The sequence below is a fragment of the Sphaerotilus sp. genome, assembly GCF_031429695.1.
Classification (GTDB): domain Bacteria; phylum Pseudomonadota; class Gammaproteobacteria; order Burkholderiales; family Burkholderiaceae_C; genus Sphaerotilus.
Window position 1 is genome coordinate 36,350 of record NZ_JANPAB010000053.1, and the last position, 17,546, is coordinate 53,895.

General features: G+C 70.6%; 15 protein-coding genes. 7 read left to right on the forward strand and 8 right to left on the reverse strand.

The features are described 5' to 3' along the window. The first annotated feature begins 11 nt into the window (after positions 1 to 11). The 5 genes from imuA to RMP06_RS09165 all read left to right on the forward strand — a co-directional run bounded on the left by imuA (position 12) and on the right by RMP06_RS09165 (position 7,630). Positions 12 to 803 carry a translesion DNA synthesis-associated protein ImuA gene (gene imuA / locus RMP06_RS09145; RefSeq protein ID WP_310461466.1) on the forward strand — a complete coding sequence of 264 codons (792 nt, stop codon included), beginning with the start codon at positions 12 to 14 and terminating at the stop codon, positions 801 to 803. Further along, positions 736 to 2,091 carry a Y-family DNA polymerase gene (locus tag RMP06_RS09150; protein WP_310461467.1) on the forward strand — a complete coding sequence of 452 codons (1,356 nt, stop codon included), beginning with the start codon at positions 736 to 738 and terminating at the stop codon, positions 2,089 to 2,091. Before imuA ends, RMP06_RS09150 begins: the two co-directional genes overlap by 68 nt. Before the next feature lie 8 nt (positions 2,092 to 2,099). Continuing rightward, the gene (locus tag RMP06_RS09155; protein ID WP_310461468.1) at positions 2,100 to 5,237 is read left to right on the forward strand and encodes an error-prone DNA polymerase; all 3,138 of its coding nucleotides are present in this window, start codon (positions 2,100 to 2,102) and stop codon (positions 5,235 to 5,237) included. A gap of 93 nt (positions 5,238 to 5,330) precedes the next feature. Then, entirely contained in the window at positions 5,331 to 6,698 is a 1,368-nt protein-coding gene (locus tag RMP06_RS09160) for an MATE family efflux transporter (RefSeq protein WP_310461469.1), read from the forward strand. A gap of 98 nt (positions 6,699 to 6,796) precedes the next feature. Continuing rightward, on the forward strand, positions 6,797 to 7,630 hold the full coding sequence (locus tag RMP06_RS09165) for an intradiol ring-cleavage dioxygenase (protein WP_310461470.1): 834 nt from the start codon (positions 6,797 to 6,799) through the stop codon (positions 7,628 to 7,630). A 10-nt stretch (positions 7,631 to 7,640) separates the two neighbouring features. Here the strand turns inward: RMP06_RS09165 and RMP06_RS09170 are convergent, their stop codons facing one another. After that, positions 7,641 to 8,342: a fumarylacetoacetate hydrolase family protein gene (locus tag RMP06_RS09170; RefSeq protein ID WP_310461471.1), complete on the reverse strand. Its 702-nt coding sequence runs from the start codon at positions 8,340 to 8,342 to the stop codon at positions 7,641 to 7,643. A gap of 144 nt (positions 8,343 to 8,486) precedes the next feature. Between RMP06_RS09170 and RMP06_RS09175 the strand changes: the two genes are divergently transcribed. Further along, positions 8,487 to 8,618: a hypothetical protein gene (locus RMP06_RS09175; protein WP_310461472.1), complete on the forward strand. Its 132-nt coding sequence runs from the start codon at positions 8,487 to 8,489 to the stop codon at positions 8,616 to 8,618. A 64-nt stretch (positions 8,619 to 8,682) separates the two neighbouring features. Next, a complete protein-coding gene (locus tag RMP06_RS09180) occupies positions 8,683 to 8,928 on the forward strand; it encodes a SlyX family protein (RefSeq protein WP_409050136.1) in 246 nt (81 codons plus the stop codon). 9 nt (positions 8,929 to 8,937) lie between these two features. Here the strand turns inward: RMP06_RS09180 and pcaF are convergent, their stop codons facing one another. The 7 genes from pcaF to boxC form a co-directional block, all read right to left on the reverse strand. Further along, complete coding sequence (pcaF, locus tag RMP06_RS09185) at positions 8,938 to 10,140, reverse strand: 3-oxoadipyl-CoA thiolase (protein ID WP_310461473.1); 1,203 nt, start codon at positions 10,138 to 10,140, stop codon at positions 8,938 to 8,940. Positions 10,141 to 10,152: 12 nt separating this feature from the next. Further along, positions 10,153 to 10,593, reverse strand: coding sequence for a MaoC family dehydratase (locus tag RMP06_RS09190; RefSeq protein ID WP_310461474.1), 441 nt, complete (start codon positions 10,591 to 10,593; stop codon positions 10,153 to 10,155). A gap of 12 nt (positions 10,594 to 10,605) precedes the next feature. Continuing rightward, positions 10,606 to 12,153, reverse strand: coding sequence for a 3-hydroxyacyl-CoA dehydrogenase (locus RMP06_RS09195; protein ID WP_310461475.1), 1,548 nt, complete (start codon positions 12,151 to 12,153; stop codon positions 10,606 to 10,608). Beyond that, entirely contained in the window at positions 12,150 to 12,935 is a 786-nt protein-coding gene (locus RMP06_RS09200; protein WP_409050138.1) for an enoyl-CoA hydratase-related protein, read from the reverse strand. Before RMP06_RS09200 ends, RMP06_RS09195 begins: the two co-directional genes overlap by 4 nt. Positions 12,936 to 12,942: 7 nt before the next feature. Beyond that, positions 12,943 to 14,235, reverse strand: a complete 1,293-nt coding sequence (boxA, locus tag RMP06_RS09205; RefSeq protein ID WP_310461477.1) for a benzoyl-CoA 2,3-epoxidase subunit BoxA — start codon at positions 14,233 to 14,235, stop codon at positions 12,943 to 12,945. An 83-nt stretch (positions 14,236 to 14,318) separates the two neighbouring features. Continuing rightward, positions 14,319 to 15,746, reverse strand: coding sequence for a benzoyl-CoA 2,3-epoxidase subunit BoxB (boxB, locus tag RMP06_RS09210; RefSeq protein WP_310461478.1), 1,428 nt, complete (start codon positions 15,744 to 15,746; stop codon positions 14,319 to 14,321). Between the two features lie 33 nt (positions 15,747 to 15,779). Further along, the gene (gene boxC / locus RMP06_RS09215; protein WP_310461479.1) at positions 15,780 to 17,456 is read right to left on the reverse strand and encodes a 2,3-epoxybenzoyl-CoA dihydrolase; all 1,677 of its coding nucleotides are present in this window, start codon (positions 17,454 to 17,456) and stop codon (positions 15,780 to 15,782) included. Positions 17,457 to 17,546 lie beyond the last annotated feature (90 nt).

The following is a 17,546-nucleotide window of genomic DNA, read 5'->3' on the forward strand; positions in this document are numbered from 1 at the left end:
TACGAACCGCCATGCCTGCCGCCCTGCCCCACCCCACCATGCGCGACCTCCCGGACCTGCCCCCGTCCGTGGCGGCAGCACTCTGGCGCGGCCATGCGCTGGGGGGCGGGCCGGCGCACACGGTGCCCAGCGGCCATGCCCTGCTCGACGCCGTGCTGCCCGGCGGGGGCTGGCCCTGCCAGGCATTGACGGAGATCCTGTCGCCACAACCGGCGCTGTGTGAATGGCGCCTGCTCGGGCCCGGACTGCGGGCGCTGGCGGAGCAGGCCGGGCCGGTCGTGCTGGTCGGGCCGCCACGCGATCCGCACCTGCCGGGGCTGCTGCAGGCCGGTTTGCGCGCCCGGGATCTGGTCTGGATCGACGCCCGCACCGTGGCCGAGCGGCTGTGGGCGGCCGAGCAGGTGCTCCAGTCGCGGCCGGACCGCGGCGCGCTGCTGGTCTGGCTGCCACAGGCGCGGGCGGTGGCGCTGCGCCGGCTGCAGGTGCGGGCGCAGACCTGCGCGTGCCCGGTGTTCCTGTTCCGCCCCGACAGCGCCGCGCACGAAGCCTCGCCCGCGCCGCTGCGCGTGGCCGTGCTGCCGGCGGCGGACTGGCAGTTGCGCGTGCGCCTGCTCAAACGCCGCGGGCCGGCGCTGGACGGCGTGCTCGACCTGCCCGCCGTGCCGGCCGGGCTGGCGCGGGTGCTCACGCCGCGCCTGCTGCGGGTCGGTGCCTTGCCACTGGAGGGGAACCCCCATGCCGAAACTCTGGTACGCCCTGCGGTGCATGGACACCGCGCCGACCCCTGGCCCGTCCACCACTGACCACACCCACGCGGTCATTGCCTGGGCGCTGCAGTTCACGCCCCGGGTGACACGGCTGGAGGAGGCGGTGGCGATGGAGGTGGCCGCCAGCGTGCGGCTGTTCGGTGGGGCAGCCGCGCTGCAGGCACGTCTGGTGCGCGGGGCGGAGGCGTTCGGTGCCATCGGCACCCTGGGCCGGGCGCCCACCAGCCTGGCCGCACTCGCGCTGGCCCGCGCCGGCCGGCCACCGGGCCAGTGCGATGGCGAGCGCGAGGACGTGCCACTGCCGGACCTGATCGACCCGCTGCCACTGCACACCCTGAGTGCCGCCGCCGAACACGCCGCCACGCTCGGCCGCCTGGGCTGCCGGCGGCTGGGCGACGTGCGCCGGTTGCCGCGTGGCGGGCTGCACCGGCGCTTCGGCCCGGGGCTGGGCCTGGCACTCGACCGGGCCTATGGCCTCAGCACCGAAGGCCATGACTGGGTGCCCACCGCCGACCACTTCGAGGTGAAACGGTCGCTGGAGGACCGGGTGGACACCACCGCCGCGCTGCTGGCCGAGACCGCGCCGCTGTTCGCCCAGCTCGATGCCTGGCTCACCGCGCGCCAGGCTGGCGTGTGCGCCCTGACGCTGCACTGGCACCACGACGCGCTGCGCGCCCGCACGGTCGCCGCGGGCGACGCGCTGCAACTGCGCACGGGTGCCGCCACCCGCGACCTCGTCCACCTCGGCCGCCTGCTCGGCGAACACCTGCAACAGCTCACGCTGGCCGCGCCCGTGGATGCGCTCACGCTGCGCGCCGACGAGGTCGTGCCGCTGGTTGATGCCAGTGCCCCGCTGCTGCCCGAGCCCGGTGGCGCGGCGTCGGTCTCGCTCGGACAGGCGCTGGAGTGCATCGCCGCACGGTTCGGGCCGGAGCGGGTCTGCCGGCCGGTGCTGCACGAGGACCACCGCCTCGAAGGCATGCAGCACTGGCAGCCCGGTGCGACCCTGGCGCCGCTCCACCCGTCGGCCGCCATGCCCCGCGCGACACCCGTTCCGCAGCCGACCTGGGTGCTGGCCGAGCCGGTGCGGCTGGCCGTGCGCAACCACCGGCCGTGTTACCAGGGGCCGCTGCAGCTGCTGATCGGCCCGCACCGGGTCGAGGCCGGCTGGTGGCACGGCCCGACCGCCCTGCCCCGTGTCCAGCGCGACTACTGGGTCGCCTTCGGCGCACAGGCCGGCGTGCTCTGGATCTACCAGGAGCGGCCCACCGAGCGGACCCCCGGCACCGAACCGGGCTGGTTCCTGCAGGGCCATTTCGCATGAATCCAGGCATGCATCCCGCCCTGCCCGCCTACGCCGAGCTGCACTGCCTGAGCAACTTCTCGTTCCTGCGCGGCGCCAGCCACCCCGAGGAACTGGTCACCCGGGCGCAGGCGCTGGGCTACGCGGCGCTCGCGCTGACCGACGACGCCTCGCTGGCCGGCATCGTGCGGGCCCACGTCGCCGCCAAGGCCTGCGGCCTGCCGCTGCTGGTGGGGGCGCAGTTCCAGGTCGATGCCGATGCCAATGCCGAGAGCGAGGACGCCTGCGCCTGCACGCTGGTCGTGCTGGCCTGCCACCTCGACGGCTACGGCAACCTCTGCCAGTTCATCACCCGGCTGCGCACCGACACGCCCGAAAAAGGCCGTTACCGGCTCCCCCGCGCCGCCCTGTCCGGCCCGGCGCTGGCAGGCTGCCTGGTCCTGGCCGCACCGGCCCGCACGGCGACGCTGCCCCAGGCACAGGCGCTGGCCGGGTGGCTGCAGCAGCACTTCGCCGACCGCTGCTGGCTGGCGGTGACCCTGCTGCGCCAGCTCGACGACGAACACTGGCTGCACACCCTGCGCCAGGCCAGCCGGCACAGCGGTGTCCCGCTGGTCGCGGCCGGCGATGTGCACCTGCACGTGCGCTCGCGCAAGCCGCTGCAGGATGTCCTCTGCGCCATCCGCACCGGCCGGCCGGTGGCCGACTGCGGGCTGGACCTGCAGCCCAATGCCGAGCGCCACCTGCGCCCGCGGCTGCGGCTGGCCCGGCTCTACCCGGCCGAGCTGCTGGCCGAGACGCTGCGGGTGGCCGAACGCTGCCGGTTCTCGCTCGACGCGCTGCGCTACCAGTACCCGCACGAGCTGGTGCCGCCGGGCGAAACGGCCACCGGCTGCCTGCGCCGCCTCACCCGGGTGGGCGCGGCCCGGCGCTGGCCGGCAGGCCCGGGCGCGTTGATCCGGGAACAGATCGACCACGAGCTGGCCCTGATCGCCGAGCTGGGCTACGAGCATTACTTCCTCACCGTCGAGGACATCGTCGCCTTCGCCCGGTCACGCGGCATCCTCTGCCAGGGGCGCGGCTCGGCGGCCAACTCGGTCGTCTGCTACTGCCTGGGCATCACCGAGGTGAACCCGCAACACCTCTCCACCCTGTTCGAGCGTTTCATCAGCCGCGAGCGCAACGAGCCGCCCGACATCGACGTCGATTTCGAGCACGAACGCCGCGAGGAGGTCATCCAGTACCTCTACGCCAAGTACGGCCGCGACCGCGCCGCGCTGACCGCCACGCTGCACACCTACCGCCCCCGCGGCGCGCTCCGCGATGTCGGCAAGGCGCTGGGATTCCCGCCCGAGCCCATCGACTGGCTGGCCCGCGACCACCGCTGGAGCGACGGCCAGCTCGCACGCCCCGAAGGGCTGGCCGCCGCCGGGCTGTCGGCGGACGACCCGGCGCTGCAGCAGTGGCTGGAGCTGGCGAAGACGCTGCTGGGCTTTCCGCGCCACCTCTCGCAGCACCCCGGCGGCTTCGTGCTGACCCGCGGGCCGCTGGACCGGATGGTGCCGATCGAGCGCGCCGCCATGCCCGGGCGCACCGTCATCGAGTGGGACAAGGACGACCTGGACGCGCTCGGGCTGCTCAAGGTCGATGTGCTGGCGCTGGGCATGCTCACGGCACTCCGCAAGACCTTCGACCTGATCGGCGCGCACCGCGGCGGCCCGGCGCCCACGCTGCAGGACATCCCCGACGACGACAAGGCCACCTACGACATGGTCTGCGCCGCCGACACGGTGGGCGTGTTCCAGATCGAGAGCCGCGCCCAGCAGGCGATGCTGCCGCGCCTGCGGCCCCGCTGCTTCTACGACCTGGTGATCGAGGTCGCCATCGTGCGGCCCGGCCCGATCCAGGGCGGCATGGTGGAGCCGTACCTGCGCCGTCGACAGAAGCTGGAGCCGGTCACCTATCCCAGCGAGGCGCTGAAAACGGCGCTGGGCCGCACGCTGGGTGTGCCGATCTTCCAGGAACAGGTGATGCAGATCGCCATGCTGGCGGCCGGTTTCACGGCCGGCGAAGCCGACGACCTGCGCCGCGCCATGGCCTCGTGGAAGCGCCAGGGCGATCTGGCCCGCTACCGCACCCGGCTGGTGGACGGCATGACCGCCCGCGGCTACGACCTCGCCTTCGCCGAGGCCATCTTCGAGCAGATCAAGGGCTTCTCGGCCTACGGCTTCCCCGAATCGCATTCCGCTTCGTTCGCGCTGCTGGTCTACGCCAGCAGCTGGCTGAAGTGCCACCACCCGGCCGAGTTCCTCGCCGGGCTGCTGAATGCGCAGCCGCTCGGGTTCTACAGCCCGGGCCAGCTCGTGCAGGACGCGCGCCGGCACGGCGTCGAGGTGCGGCCGGTCGAGGTCTGCGACAGCGCGGTGGACAGCACGCTGGAAGGCCCGCGGTCCGGCCCGCCCGCCGTGCGCCTGGGGCTGCGCCTGGTGGCCGGGCTGGGCCGCGACACGGCGCAGCGCATCGTCGCCGCCCGGCTGGCGCAGCCCTTCACCGACGCCGACGACCTCGCGCGCCGCGCCGCACTGACGCGCCAGGACCTGTCGGCGCTGGCCGCGGCCGACGCCCTGCAGCGCCTGTCCGGCCACCGCCGCCAGCAGGTCTGGCAGGCCGCCGCACAGCACCCGACCCCGCCGCTGTGGCGCGACATCCCGGTCGAGGAAGCCCCGCTCGCGCTGCCGGCCGCGCCCGAAGGCGAGGAGATCGTCTGGGACTATGCCGCGCTCGGCCTCACGCTGCGCCGGCATCCGCTGGCCCTGCTGCGCCCGCGGCTGGCCGCGCGCCGGCTGCTGACCTCGGCCCAACTGCTCGACCAGCCGGACCGCCGCCCCGTGCGCACCTGCGGCATCGTCACCGTGCGCCAGCAGCCCGGCACCGCGCACGGCACGCTGTTCCTCTCGCTCGAGGACGAGACCGGCTCGGTGCAGATCATCGTCTGGAAGCGGTTGCGCGAACGCTGCCGGGACGTGCTGCTGCACGCGCGGCTGCTGCTGGTGCGCGGCACCTGGGAGCGCCGCGACGGCGTCGGCCACGTCATCGCCGGCCAGTTCGAGGACCTGACCCCGCTGCTCGGCCGGCTCGCCTCGGGGACGAGCCGGGATTTCCGTTGACCACGCTGGGTTACACGAAGATTACGCCGCAGAATGGCCGGTGCCGATTCCGGCCACCCACGCCTGCCCTTCCGCCGCATCCCCGCCGTCGCCATGACCACCCCCACACGCCCGCACCTCAACGCCATCGCCGGCCCCATCCTCGGTGAATTCCTCGTCGGCATGAGCGTGGCGATGGCCGGGCTGTGGCTGGCCTCGCAGACCTCGGACGTGGCGGCCGGTGCCTTCGGCATGACCAACCAGGTGATGGAGACGCTGTTCGTCGTCTTCCGCGTGCTGGCGATCGGTGTCGGCGCGGGGGTCACGCAGGCGGTCGGCGGACAGCGGCCCGAAGCGGCGCGGCGCACGGCGCTGGTCGGGCTCGGGGCCAGCACCTGGGCGGGGCTGTTCGTGGCGAGCTGGATGCTGCTGGCCAACGAGTGGACGCTGGACGTGCTGAACGCGCCGCTCGGGGTCAGCCGACTGGCGGAGCCCTACATGCAGACGCTGGCGCTGGCGCTGGTGCTGGAGGCCTACAACCTGACGATGGCCGCCATCCTGCGTGCCCACCTGCACGCCCGCGACACGCTGCAGGTCATGCTGGTGATGCACAGCGTCCATCTGGTGCTGGCCTTCGTCCTGATGCGTGGCGTGGGGAGCTGGGACGGGCTGGGGCTGTACGGCTACGCGGTCGGACTGACCGTGAGCCGCGTGGTCGGCCTCGTCATGCACCTGCGGTTCTGGCGCCTGCGGCTCAAGCTGGTGCCGCACAGCCGGGACTGGTGGGTCTGTCCCGTGCGGTCGCTGATGCCGGTGCTGCGCACGGGCGTGCCGGCGGCGTCGCTGGAGCTGGTCTACCGGATCGGTTTCATGATGTCGCTGGCCGCGGCGGCCAAGCTCGGCGTGCCGGCGCTGGCCACGCAGGCCTACACGCTGCAGACGCTGAAATATGTGGTGCTGGTGAGCCTGTCGATCGGCTGGGCCTGCGAGATCATGGTCGGGCACCTGGTCGGCGCGGGCGAGTTCCGCACCGCGCACCAGCTCGTCCGCAAGGGCCTGCGCAACGGCATGCTGGCCTCGGGCGCACTCGCGCTGCTGGCGGCCAGCGGCGCGCCATGGCTGATGCGCGCCTTCACCCGTGATCCGGAAGTCATTGATGCCGCCCAGACCCTGCTGTGGATCGCGTTCGCACTGGAGACCGGCCGGGTCGCCAACATCGTCGTGCTCGGCGCGCTGCGGGCCACAGGTGATGTGGTTTATCCAGTGGCGGCGAGCATGGCCTCGCTGATCCTGGTGCTGGGCGTGGGCTCGGTGGTGCTGAGCCGCTACTTCGGCCTGCCGGGCATCTTCATCGCCTACGCCGCCGACGAGTGGATCCGCGGCACCATCCTCTTCCACCGCTGGGCCACCCACGGCTGGGTCCACCACGCCCGCGAGATCTACCAGCGCATGCGCACGCCAGGCGCGGAGACGCGGTTCTGATGCGTTTCAAGGCCGTGAACTTCGACACACCCGCTTGATACAGCAGCAACGTGGCAGCGCGAAAAATCGCGCACCTCCACATTGACCTGCATCAAGCCATGGCACACCACCCGCACGGCCTTCGCCACGACCTCGAACAGATGGAACTCGCCCGCATCGCCCAGCGCCGACGCGCGCTGCGGATGCTGGGTGGCATGGCTGCGGGCGCCCTGCCGCTGATCGGCTGTGGCGGCGGCGACACGGCCAGCGCAGCCACCACGGGTACGGGCACGGGCACGGTTTCGTCCTGCTCCGCCATTCCCGGCGAAACCGCCGGCCCCTTTCCCGGCGATGGCACCAACTCCAACAGCAGCGGCGTGGTCAACGTGCTGACGCAGACCGGCATCGTGCGGAGCGACATCCGCAGCAGCTTCAACGGCCTGAGCGGCACGGCCAGCGGCGTGCCGCTGACGGTGACGCTGCGGCTGGTGAACACGGCCGCCGCGTGCGCCGACCTGGCCGGCTACGCGGTCTACCTGTGGCACTGCACGGCCGACGGCGGCTACTCGCTCTACTCCAGCGGGGTCACGGGCCAGAATTTCCTGCGCGGCGTGCAGGTCGCGGACGCAAACGGCCAGGTCACGTTCACCACCATCTTCCCCGGCTGCTACAGCGGGCGCTGGCCGCACATCCACTTCGAGGTCTTCCCCAGCCTCGCCGTGGCCACCAGCGGCAGCAACGACGTGCACACCTCGCAGCTCGCCCTGCCCTCGTCGGCCTGCACCCAGGTCTACGGCGTGGCCAGCGGCTACTCGGCCAGCGTGTCGAGCTTCAATGCCATCTCGCTGACCAGCGACAACGTCTTCAGCGACGACGCTGGCGTCAAGCAGATCGCCACCGTCACCGGCAACGTCACCAGCGGCTTCGCGGCGACGCTGACGGTCGGCGTCTGAAGCGGGCGCCTCAGACCACCCGCACCGAGAGTTCGCCCAGCCCGTCGATGCCGCCGCGCATCACCTGACCCCGCACGACCGGGCCGACGCCTTCGGGCGTGCCGGTGTAGATGAGGTCGCCGGACTGCAGTTCGAAGAAGGTCGAGAGGTTGGCGACCACCTCGGGCACCGACCAGATCAGCGTGTCGATATCGCTGCGCTGGCGGTCCGCACCATCGACCTGCAACCAGACCGCACCGGCCGCCGGATGGCCGATGTCCTCGGCGGCGTGGATCGGCCCGATCGGCGCCGAGTGGTCGAAGGCCTTGCCCAGCTCCCACGGCCGGCCCTTGTCGCGCATCTTGAACTGCAGGTCGCGCCGGGTCATGTCCAGCCCGACCGCGTAGCCGTAGACGTGGTCCAGCGCCTGCTCGACCGGGATGTCGCGCCCACCCCGCCCGATCGCCACCACCAGCTCGATCTCGTGGTGGACGTTGGCGGACTGCGGCGGGTAGGGGAACTCGACCGTCTGCCCCGGCGGCGCGACGACGATGCTGTTGTCGGGCTTGCAGAAGAAGAACGGCGGCTCGCGGTCGGGGTCGCCGCCCATCTCGCGGGCGTGGGCGGCGTAGTTGCGACCGACGCAGTAAAGGCGGCGCACCGGGAACAGCGTGTCGCGGCCGGCCACCGGGACGGCGACCTGGGGTTCGGGAGAGAAAGCGTAGAGGCTCATCGGATCGGCTCTGGCGAAAGGGGCAGGCAGGTCCGACGCGGACCGCCCTGCCCGCACGATACGACAGCGCCACGCACGGCAGACAGACGGCCGAGGCACTTCAGGTCCATACTGGTTCGCACCTCCACCCCACAAGGAACTGCCATGTCCAAGAGTCAGAACGGCAACAAGGAGGTCAAGAAGCCCAAGAAGGTGCAGCCCAAGCCACTGCCGGCCGGCGCTGCGCCCCCGACGATCACCGCGGCGGCGCCCGCGGTGCGCGCCCGCAAGAAGTGACATGACCTGAACGATCGGGCGCCCTCCCGGGCGCCCTGCGGCGGATCTGTCGTCCAATGGCGGCATGGAACATCCGCAGCCCCACCCCCTGGATCTGGAGCACGACATTGCCCAGCGTCTGATCGACCTGGAAATCAAGTCCAGCTTCACCGAAGACCTGGTCGATCAGCTCAACCAGATCATCATCCGCCAGCAGCAACAGCTTGACGCCCTCGCCCGCGAGGTCAGCCAGTTGCGCCAGAACAGTGGTGCCGACAGCGGCGTGCCGGCCTTCCGCAGTCTGCGCGACGAACTGCCGCCGCACTACTGACGCGGCGGCTCAGACGCGCTCGACGACGAGCGCGATCCCCTGACCCACCCCGATGCACATCGTGCACAGCGCATAGCGCCCTTGGATGCGGTGCAGCTGGTTCACCGCCGTCGTCACCAGCCGCGCCCCGCTCGCCCCCAGCGGGTGGCCCAGTGCGATCGCCCCGCCGTTCGGATTGACCCGCGCGTCGTCGTCCGCCAGCCCCAGGTCGCGCAGCACCGCCAGCCCCTGCGCCGCGAACGCCTCGTTCAGCTCGATCACGTCCATCTGCGCCAGCGTCAGTCCGGTGAGCGCCAGCACCTTGCGCGTGGCCGGCGCCGGGCCGAAGCCCATGATCCGCGGCGCCAGGCCCGCCGTCGCCATGCCCACCACGCGGGCGCGGGGCGTCAGGCCGTAGCGGGCGGCGTTGGCCTCGTCCGCCAGCAGCAGCGCACACGATCCGTCGTTCACCCCCGACGCATTGCCCGCCGTCACCGTCCCGTCCGGTCGCACCACGCCCTTGAGCCTGGCCAGCGATTCCAGGCTGGTGTCCCGCGGATGTTCGTCCTTGGTGACCAGGACCGGGTCGCCCTTCTTCTGCGCGATGCTGACCGGGGTGATCTCGCTGTCGAAGACACCCGCCTGCTGCGCCTTCACCGCATTCTGCTGCGAGCGCAGCGCCATGCGGTCCTGCGCCTCGCGCTCGATGCCGAACTCGGTGGCGACGTTCTCGGCCGTCTCCGGCATCGAATCCACGCCGTACTGCGCCTTCATCAGCTTGTTGACGAAACGCCAGCCAATCGTGGTGTCATACACCGCGTTGTTGCGGCTGAAGGCGGATTCGGCCTTGGGCATCACGAACGGGGCGCGGCTCATGCTCTCCACGCCACCCGCGATCATCAGACCGGCCTCGCCAGCGCGGATCGCCCGTGCGGCACTGCCCACCGCGTCCATGCCCGAGCCGCACAGCCGGTTGATCGTCGCACCGGGCACGTCCATCGGCAGCCCCGCCAGCAGCGCCGACATGCGCGCCACGTTGCGGTTGTCCTCGCCGGCCTGGTTGGCGCAGCCGTAGAGCACGTCGGTGACCGCTGCCCAATCGACGTTCGGATTGCGCGCCATCAGCGCCCGGATCGGCACCGCGCCGAGGTCGTCGGCGCGCACGCTGGACAAGGCGCCGCCGTAGCGGCCGAAGGGGGTGCGGATCGCGTCGCAGATGTAGGCGTGGGTCATGGGATATCCGGATCAGGTACGGTTGAGGTCGAACAGGCTGGTCGCTTCGAGGTCGAGCACCTCGGTGTCCGTCTGGTTGAAGAGCTGCCAGCGCCAGCGCAGGATGCCCAGATGCGGCTGGCTCCCCGAGCGGCGCGTCTCCAGCACCAGCGCACGGGCGCGCAGCGTGTCGCCCGGCCGCACCGGGTGTTTCCATTTCAGGTACGCCAGCCCCGGCGAGGCAAACGATTCCGAGCCCGCCAGCGCCGCGTCCGCCACCAGCCGCATCGCGATGCCGCAGGTCTGCCAGCCGCTGGCGATCAGGCCGCCGAACGGGCCTTGCGCGGCGGCGTCGGGGTCGGTGTGGAACCACTGCGGGTCGTAGGCGGTAGCGAACTGCACCACTTCGGCCTCGGTGACGTGGTACGGGCCGGCTTCGATGACCTGCCCGGGGAAGAATTCGGCGTATTTCATGGCGTCCTGTCGTCAGGTGGCGCGGCGCAGCCAGGGGCTGACGCGGTAGCGTTCACCCCGGTACTGTGCGTCCAGCGCCTCCAGCAGCGCGATCACCTCGGCGACGCGCCAGCGCGAGAGCCACTCGAACGGCCCCGCCGGGTAGTTCACGCCCAGCTTCATCGCCGCGTCCGCGCCCTCGGTCGAGCACACGCCTTGCAGCACCGCGTCCGCCGCCTCGTTGATCAGCATCGCGACCGTGCGCGCCACCACCAGGCCCGGCACATCCACCAGTGGCATCGGCGCGAAGCCCAGCGCCGCGAGCCAGGCCGGCGCCTGCCCGCGCCACGCCACCGAAGCGCCTCCCGCCACCGCGTAGGCCAGCGCCGCCCCCGCCGCCGACGGCAGCACCACCGGCCGGTCGAACACCGCCACGTCGCGGCAGCCGGTGTCGGCAGCGACCTGCGCGGCGCAGCGGCCATCGGTCAGCATCAGACGGGCGCCGTCGATCTCCAGACCGGTCCAGCCGCTGTCCGTCACCCGCGCCGGCCCCCAGCCTTGCGACGACAGCGCAGCAGTGGCGGCCTGCTCCAGCGCATCGGCGATCGGGCCGGCGCCATGCACCGTGACCTCGCCCGCCGTGTTCGGCGCCTCGTGGACAGCCACCGGCAGCGCCGCACCGTCGTTCGGATAGGCGTAGAAACCGCGCCCGGTCTTGCGGCCGAACAGCCCGCCATCGACCATCTCGCGCTGCACCAGCGATGGCACGAACCGCTTGTCGAAGAAGTTGGCCTCGTACACGGATTGCGTCACCGAGAAGTTGGTGTCGTGGCCGATCAGGTCCATCAGCTCGCACGGACCCATGCGGAACCCCGCCGCCCGCAGGCAGGCGTCCAGCACGGCTGGCGTCGCCGCCTGTTCGAGCAGCAGCGCCAGCGTCTCGGCGTAGTACGGCCGGGCGATGCGGTTGACGATGAAACCGGGCGTCGAACGGGCATGGACCGGCGTCTTGCCCCAGACCTTCGACAGCGCGAAGATCGCTTCGGCCACCGCTGGCGCGGTCTGCAGGCCGGAGACGACCTCGACCAGCTTCATCAGCGGCACCGGGTTGAAGAAATGCATCCCGACCAGCCGCTCCGGGTGCGCCAGCCCGTTGGCAATGGCCGTCACCGAGATCGACGAGGTGTTGGTCGCCAGCACGCAGTCGGCGGCGACGATGCCCTCCAGTTGCCGGAACAGCGTCCGCTTGACCTCCAGCTTCTCGACGATGGCCTCGACCACCAGCCGCACGGGCGCGGCCTCCTCGATCGCGGTGACCGGCGTGATGCGCAGGAGCGTCTGCGCGACCGACTCGGCCGTCAGCTTGCCCTTGGCGACGAGCGTGTCCAGGCTCTTGGCGAGCTTGGTTTTCGCTTCGGCGGCGGCGCCTTCGCGGGCGTCGTGCAGCAGCACCGGGTGGCCGGCCTGCGCGGCCACCTGCGCGATGCCAGCGCCCATGATGCCGGCGCCGATGACCAGCATCGGGGCGAGGTTCAGCGGAGGAATCGAGGTCATCGTCATGGTCGTGTTCGGAGTCGTCATTGCGGAATCCAGTTGGCGGGCCGCTTGCCCAGGAACGCGGCGAAGCCTTCGCGGGCCTCGTCGGTGCCGCGCACGCGGGCGATGGTCTGCGCGGTGAGTTCGCGCACCTCGGCGGTGACCGGGCCGGGCTGCATCTGGGCGTAGAGCGCCTTGATTTCGCGCTGCGCGTTCGGGCCGCCCGCGAGCAGTTCCTTCACCGTTGCATCCACGGCCGCATCCAGGGCGTCGAGCGCCGTCACCTGCTGCACCAGGCCGATGGCGAGCGCCTCGGCAGCAGCGACGCGCGTGGTCGTCAGCGCCAGCCGCTTGGCCTGGCGCAGGCCGACCGCGTTGACGACATAAGGGCCGATGACGGCAGGCAGGATGCCGAACTTGGCCTCGCTGACCGAGAAGCTGGCGTTGTCCGCCGCGATGGCGATGTCGCACGCGCACGCCAGCCCCACGCCGCCGCCCAGCGCCGCGCCCTGCACCCGCGCCACCGTCGGCTTCGGGCAGGCTTCGATGCGCGCCAGCATCCCGGCGAACTTGCGCGCATCGGCGACGTTCCACTCGACCGAGGCGGTGCTGGCGCGCTGCATCCACTGCAGGTCGGCGCCGGCGCTGAAGTGCTTGCCCTCGCCCGCCAGCACGATCACGCGCACGGCGGCATCACTGGCGAGCTGGGTGAAGGCGGCGTCCAGCTCGGCGATCATCGCTTCGTCGAAGGCGTTGAACACCGCCGGGCGGGCCATCGTGACCTGGGCAACGCCGGGCCCTCGCGTGTGGATCGACAGGGTGGTCATGGCCATCTCAGTACGTCTCCAGGTGCAGCCGCCCTTGCGCCTTGAGCGCCGCCCCCACCGTGTCCCAGTGCAGCCCCGCCTGCTGCGCCACATCGCGCAGCGCCAGCACGACGCCTTCCTCCATCGCCTTCAGCCCGCAGACGTAGAAGTACGCATTCGGATCGTTCAGCAGCGGCGCCAGATCCGCCGCCCGTTCGCGCAGCGCGTCCTGCACGTACCGCTTCGGCTTGCCCGCCTCCCGCGAGAAGGTGAAGCTGATGTCGATGAAGTCCCTGGGCAGCGTCTGCAGCGGGCCGAAGTACGGCAGCTCTTCCTTGGTGCGGGCACCGAAGAACAGCATCAGCTTGCCGCCCTCGAACTTGCCGCTCGCCCGCAGCCGGCGCCGCCACTCGGTCATCGCCCGCATCGGTGCGGAACCCGTGCCAGTGCAGATCATCACGAGGTGCGACTTCGGGTGATTGGGCATCAGGAAGCTGGTGCCGAACGGGCCGATCACCTGCACCTTGTCGCCCACCTGCAGGTCGCACATGTAGTTGCTGCCCACGCCGCGCACCGGCCGGCCCTGGTGGTCCTCCAGCACGCGCTTGATGGTCAGCGAGACGTTGTTGTAGCCGGGGCGCTCGCCGTTGCGCGGGCTGGCGATCGAGTACTGGCGGGCGTGGTGGCTGCGGCCCTTGTCATCGACGCCAGGTGGGACGATGCCGATCGACTGGCCTTCCAGCACCGGAAACGGCATCGCGCCGAAGTCGAGCACGACGTGGTGCGTGTCGTAGTCGCTGCCCGCGTGCTGGCCGACCTCGGTGACGCGCACGTTGCCGGTCACCGTGGCCGTCACCGTCTTCTCGGCTGACTTCGGGCCGTAGAGGTTGGTGTAGGCGTGGGCGGCGGACCACGGTGGCAGCGTGGCGCCGTACTGCGCGCTGTTGAACGCGGTCGCGCCATCGGCAGCGGCCGGCAGCGACACGGGCGCGGGTTCGATGTCCGGCGCCGCGCCGTCGGCGACACCGGCTTCGGCCAACTGCTCCGGCGTCAGCTCGGCGGGCAGTTCCTCCCATTCGAGCTGCACCTCGGGCGTGTAGGCCATCACCCGCGGCATCACCCGCCAGTTGTCGATCGAGCCGGTCGGACACGGCGAGATGCAGGCCATGCACAGGTTGCATTTGCCCGCATCGACCACGTAATTGCGGTCATCGTGCGTGATCGCACCCACCGGGCAGATCGCCTCGCAGGTGTTGCAGCGGATGCAGATTTCGGGGTCGATCAGGTGCTGGCGGATGACTGCCGTGTCGGCCATGTCCATGGGAGTGCTCTCCAGGTCGTTCCAAGTCGTGAAGAAGGGGCCCTCGGGCCCCTGTCAGCGGTCGTGGTTCCAGTATGCGGCACTCAGTTGAAGCGCACGTACTCGAAGTCCACCGGCTGACGGTTGATGCCCATGACCGGCGGGGCGATCCAGTTGGCGAACTTGCCCGGCTCGATGACGCGGCCCATCAGGCTGGCGACAAAGGCACGGTCGCCTCCCGAGGGCAGCCACTGGTCGACCTTGGCGGCCCACTCGGCGTCCGACACCACGCGGCCGTCCGGCGCCACCTTCACGCCCGACAGCGCGCCGATGTTGCGGTGGAACGCCTTGTGCGGCACGGTCAGCTTCACCGGGATGCCCGCCTTCTCCAGCACCTTGTTCCAGCGGTTCACGCCAGCCACCGAGTCCTTGATGTAGTCGTCGCGCAGCACTTCGTTCAGCGCGTTGAGCATCGGCACGTCCTTCTCGACCAACTGGCCGCCACGCACTTCCAGCACCTTGTAGGTCTGGCCGCGCAACTGGTGGTCATCGACGCGCTTGCCTTCTTCGTAGCGGCCCTTCAGACCGGAGCTGTAGAAGGTCGCGGCGTTGCTCGACTCGTCGGCGCCGAACAGGTCGATGGTGACGCTGTAGTGGAAGTTGATGTAACGCTGGATCGTCGGCAGGTCAATCACGCCCGCGGCGCGCAGCTTGCCCACGTCGTCGGTCTTCAGCTCGTTCATCACCTGCGCGGTGCGGCTGATGACGCGGCTGATGCCGGACTCGCCCACGAACATGTGGTGCGCTTCCTCGGTCAGCATGAACTTGGACGTGCGGGCCAGCGGGTCGAAGGCGGACTCGGCCAGGGCGCAGAGCTGAAACTTGCCGTCGCGGTCGGTGAAGTACGTGAACATGAAGAACGCCAGCCAGTCCGGCGTCGCTTCATTGAACGCGCCCAGGATGCGCGGGTTGTTCTCGTCGCCCGAACGCCGCTCCAGCAGCGCCTCGGCTTCTTCGCGGCCGTCGCGGCCGAAGTGCTTGTGCAGCAGGTAGACCATCGCCCACAGGTGGCGGCCTTCCTCGACGTTGATCTGGTACAGGTTGCGCAGGTCGTACATGCTCGGCGCGGTCAGGCCGAGGTGGCGCTGCTGCTCGACCGAAGCCGGCTCGGTGTCGCCCTGCGTGACGATGATGCGGCGCAGGTTGGCGCGGTACTCGCCGGGCACGTCCTGCCACGCCTTCTCGCCCTTGTGGTCGCCGAAGTGGATGGTGCGGTCGGTCTCGCCCGGGTTCAGGAAGATGCCCCAGCGGTAGTCGCGCATCTTGACGTGGCCGAACTGCGCCCAGCCCTGCGGATCGACGCTGACGGCGGTGCGCAGGTACACGTCGCTGTTGGTCGAACCTTCGGGGCCGATGTCGTCCCACCAGTTGATGAAGTTCGGCTGCCACTGCTCCAGCGCGCGCTGCAGGGTGCGGTCTTCGCTGAGGTTGACGTTGTTGGGGATCTTCTGGCTGTAGTCGATGCTGCTCATGTGTGTGCTCCTTGAACTCGATGCGGATTCAGATCAGACCCGGTTCCAGTCGAACGCGGCCTTGTCGCCCTTGCCGTAGACCTTGAGTGCGCCCTTTTCGCCGACGGCGTTGGGGCGCTGGAAAATCCAGTTCTGCCACGCGGTCAGGCGGCCGAAGACGCGCGTGAACATGTTCTCGGGGCCGTTGAAGCGCAGGTTGGCTTCCAGGCCGGTCAGCGCGTCCGGGGACATCGACACCCGCTCCTCGATGGCGATGCGCACCTCGTCGGCCCAGTCGATGTCGTCCGGGTTCGACGTGACCAGGCCCAGCGCGAAGGCAGCGTCGGCGTCCAGCGGCTGACCGATCGCGGCACGCACTGCGTCCATCGCGGGCTGTTCGTCGTAGAAACGGCGGCCCAGGCGGCTCTGGCCGGTGACCATCGGGTAGCGGCCGAAGTTGGCCTCGCCGACGGTGAGCTTCGGCGCGGCGGCCTCGTCGTCCGGCAACGCGAGGTGGTAGCTGCGGTCACAGGCGAGCGCCAGTTCGAGGAAGGTGCCCGCGAAGCACGAACCCGGCTCGACCAGCGCGAACAGGCTGCGCGACGAGACATCAAAGCGGCTGAACGTGCGGCGCAGCAGGCCGATGGTTTCGCGCACCAGCCAGTGGTTCTGGTGGGCGGCGAGCGTGGCGTCCATCGCCAGCACGTCAGCGGCGTCGCCCGAGGTCTTGATCAGCCAGGTGCCGATCTCCAGCTCGTTGGTGCGCATCGACAGGATCGCGTCTTCCAGCTCGCGGGCCATCTGCAGCGGATACCACGCGCTACCTGCGGCTTCGATGCCGGCGATGTCGGTCGGCTGTGCGCCGGTGGGGGCCTTGACGGTCCAGGTCGCCGTGCGCTTGGCGCGGTCGATCTCGACGGTGACGTTGGCGTAGCGCAGCGCGTCGGCGTCGACCGTGCGCTCGACCTGCGTCAGCGTGACACCCTGGCCATCGGCGGGGCGGTCGCTCTGGGCGGCGAGTTGCAGGGCGCGTTCCTGCACCTTGGCAGCGAACTGGGCCGGCTTGACGATGTCGTCCACGAGGCGCCAGTCCTTGGCCTTCTTGCCGCGCACGCCTTCGACGCTGGTGCAGAACAGGTCGGCGAGGTCGTGGCGCACCTTGCGCTTGTCGGTCACGCGGGTCAGGCCGCCCGTGCCCGGCAGCACACCCAGCAGCGGCACTTCCGGCAGCGACACGGCGGACGAGCGGTCATCGACCAGGATGATCTCGTCGCAGGCCAGCGCCAGCTCGTAGCCGCCACCGGCACACGCACCGTTCACGGCGGCCAGGAACTTCAGGCCCGAGTGCGTCGAGGAATCTTCCAGCCCGTTGCGCGTCTCGTTGGTGAACTTGCAGAAGTTGACCTTCCAGCCGTGGCTCGACACGCCCAGCATGAAGATGTTGGCGCCCGAGCAGAACACCTTCTCCTTCGCGCTGGTCAGGACGACCGTGCGCACTTCCGGATGCTCGAAGCGGATGCGCTGAATCGCGTCGTTCAGCTCGATGTCCACGCCCAGGTCGTAGCTGTTGAGCTTGAGCTTGTAGCCGGGGCGCAGGCCGGCGTTCTCGTCGAAATCGGCGGCCAGCGTGGCGACGGCGCCCTCGAACGACAGCTTCCAGTGGCGGTAGCGCGTGGGGTGGGTGCGGTAATCGACGGCGGCGGGGGCGGGGGCAACAGCGGCATCACTCATGGGACAGCTCCAGAGGCGAGACGCACGATGGTGCATCTGGTGGGGATCGGGTGAATCAGTGAATGCATGATATTGCATGTACTGACGTGA

Excerpts from the sequence above, each read along its gene's own strand:
- imuA (WP_310461466.1), top strand. The coding sequence starts at position 12 with ATGCCTGCCGCCCTGCCCCACCCCACCATGCGCGACCTCCCGGACCTG.
- RMP06_RS09150 (WP_310461467.1), top strand. The coding sequence starts at position 736 with ATGCCGAAACTCTGGTACGCCCTGCGGTGCATGGACACCGCGCCGACC.
- RMP06_RS09155 (WP_310461468.1), top strand. The coding sequence starts at position 2,100 with ATGCATCCCGCCCTGCCCGCCTACGCCGAGCTGCACTGCCTGAGCAAC.
- RMP06_RS09160 (WP_310461469.1), top strand. The coding sequence starts at position 5,331 with ATGACCACCCCCACACGCCCGCACCTCAACGCCATCGCCGGCCCCATC.
- RMP06_RS09165 (WP_310461470.1), top strand. The coding sequence starts at position 6,797 with ATGGCACACCACCCGCACGGCCTTCGCCACGACCTCGAACAGATGGAA.
- RMP06_RS09170 (WP_310461471.1), bottom strand. The coding sequence starts at position 8,342 with ATGAGCCTCTACGCTTTCTCTCCCGAACCCCAGGTCGCCGTCCCGGTG.
- RMP06_RS09175 (WP_310461472.1), top strand. The coding sequence starts at position 8,487 with ATGTCCAAGAGTCAGAACGGCAACAAGGAGGTCAAGAAGCCCAAGAAG.
- RMP06_RS09180 (WP_409050136.1), top strand. The coding sequence starts at position 8,683 with ATGGAACATCCGCAGCCCCACCCCCTGGATCTGGAGCACGACATTGCC.
- pcaF (WP_310461473.1), bottom strand. The coding sequence starts at position 10,140 with ATGACCCACGCCTACATCTGCGACGCGATCCGCACCCCCTTCGGCCGC.
- RMP06_RS09190 (WP_310461474.1), bottom strand. The coding sequence starts at position 10,593 with ATGAAATACGCCGAATTCTTCCCCGGGCAGGTCATCGAAGCCGGCCCG.
- RMP06_RS09195 (WP_310461475.1), bottom strand. The coding sequence starts at position 12,153 with ATGACGACTCCGAACACGACCATGACGATGACCTCGATTCCTCCGCTG.
- RMP06_RS09200 (WP_409050138.1), bottom strand. The coding sequence starts at position 12,935 with ATGACCACCCTGTCGATCCACACGCGAGGGCCCGGCGTTGCCCAGGTC.
- boxA (WP_310461477.1), bottom strand. The coding sequence starts at position 14,235 with ATGGACATGGCCGACACGGCAGTCATCCGCCAGCACCTGATCGACCCC.
- boxB (WP_310461478.1), bottom strand. The coding sequence starts at position 15,746 with ATGAGCAGCATCGACTACAGCCAGAAGATCCCCAACAACGTCAACCTC.
- boxC (WP_310461479.1), bottom strand. The coding sequence starts at position 17,456 with ATGAGTGATGCCGCTGTTGCCCCCGCCCCCGCCGCCGTCGATTACCGC.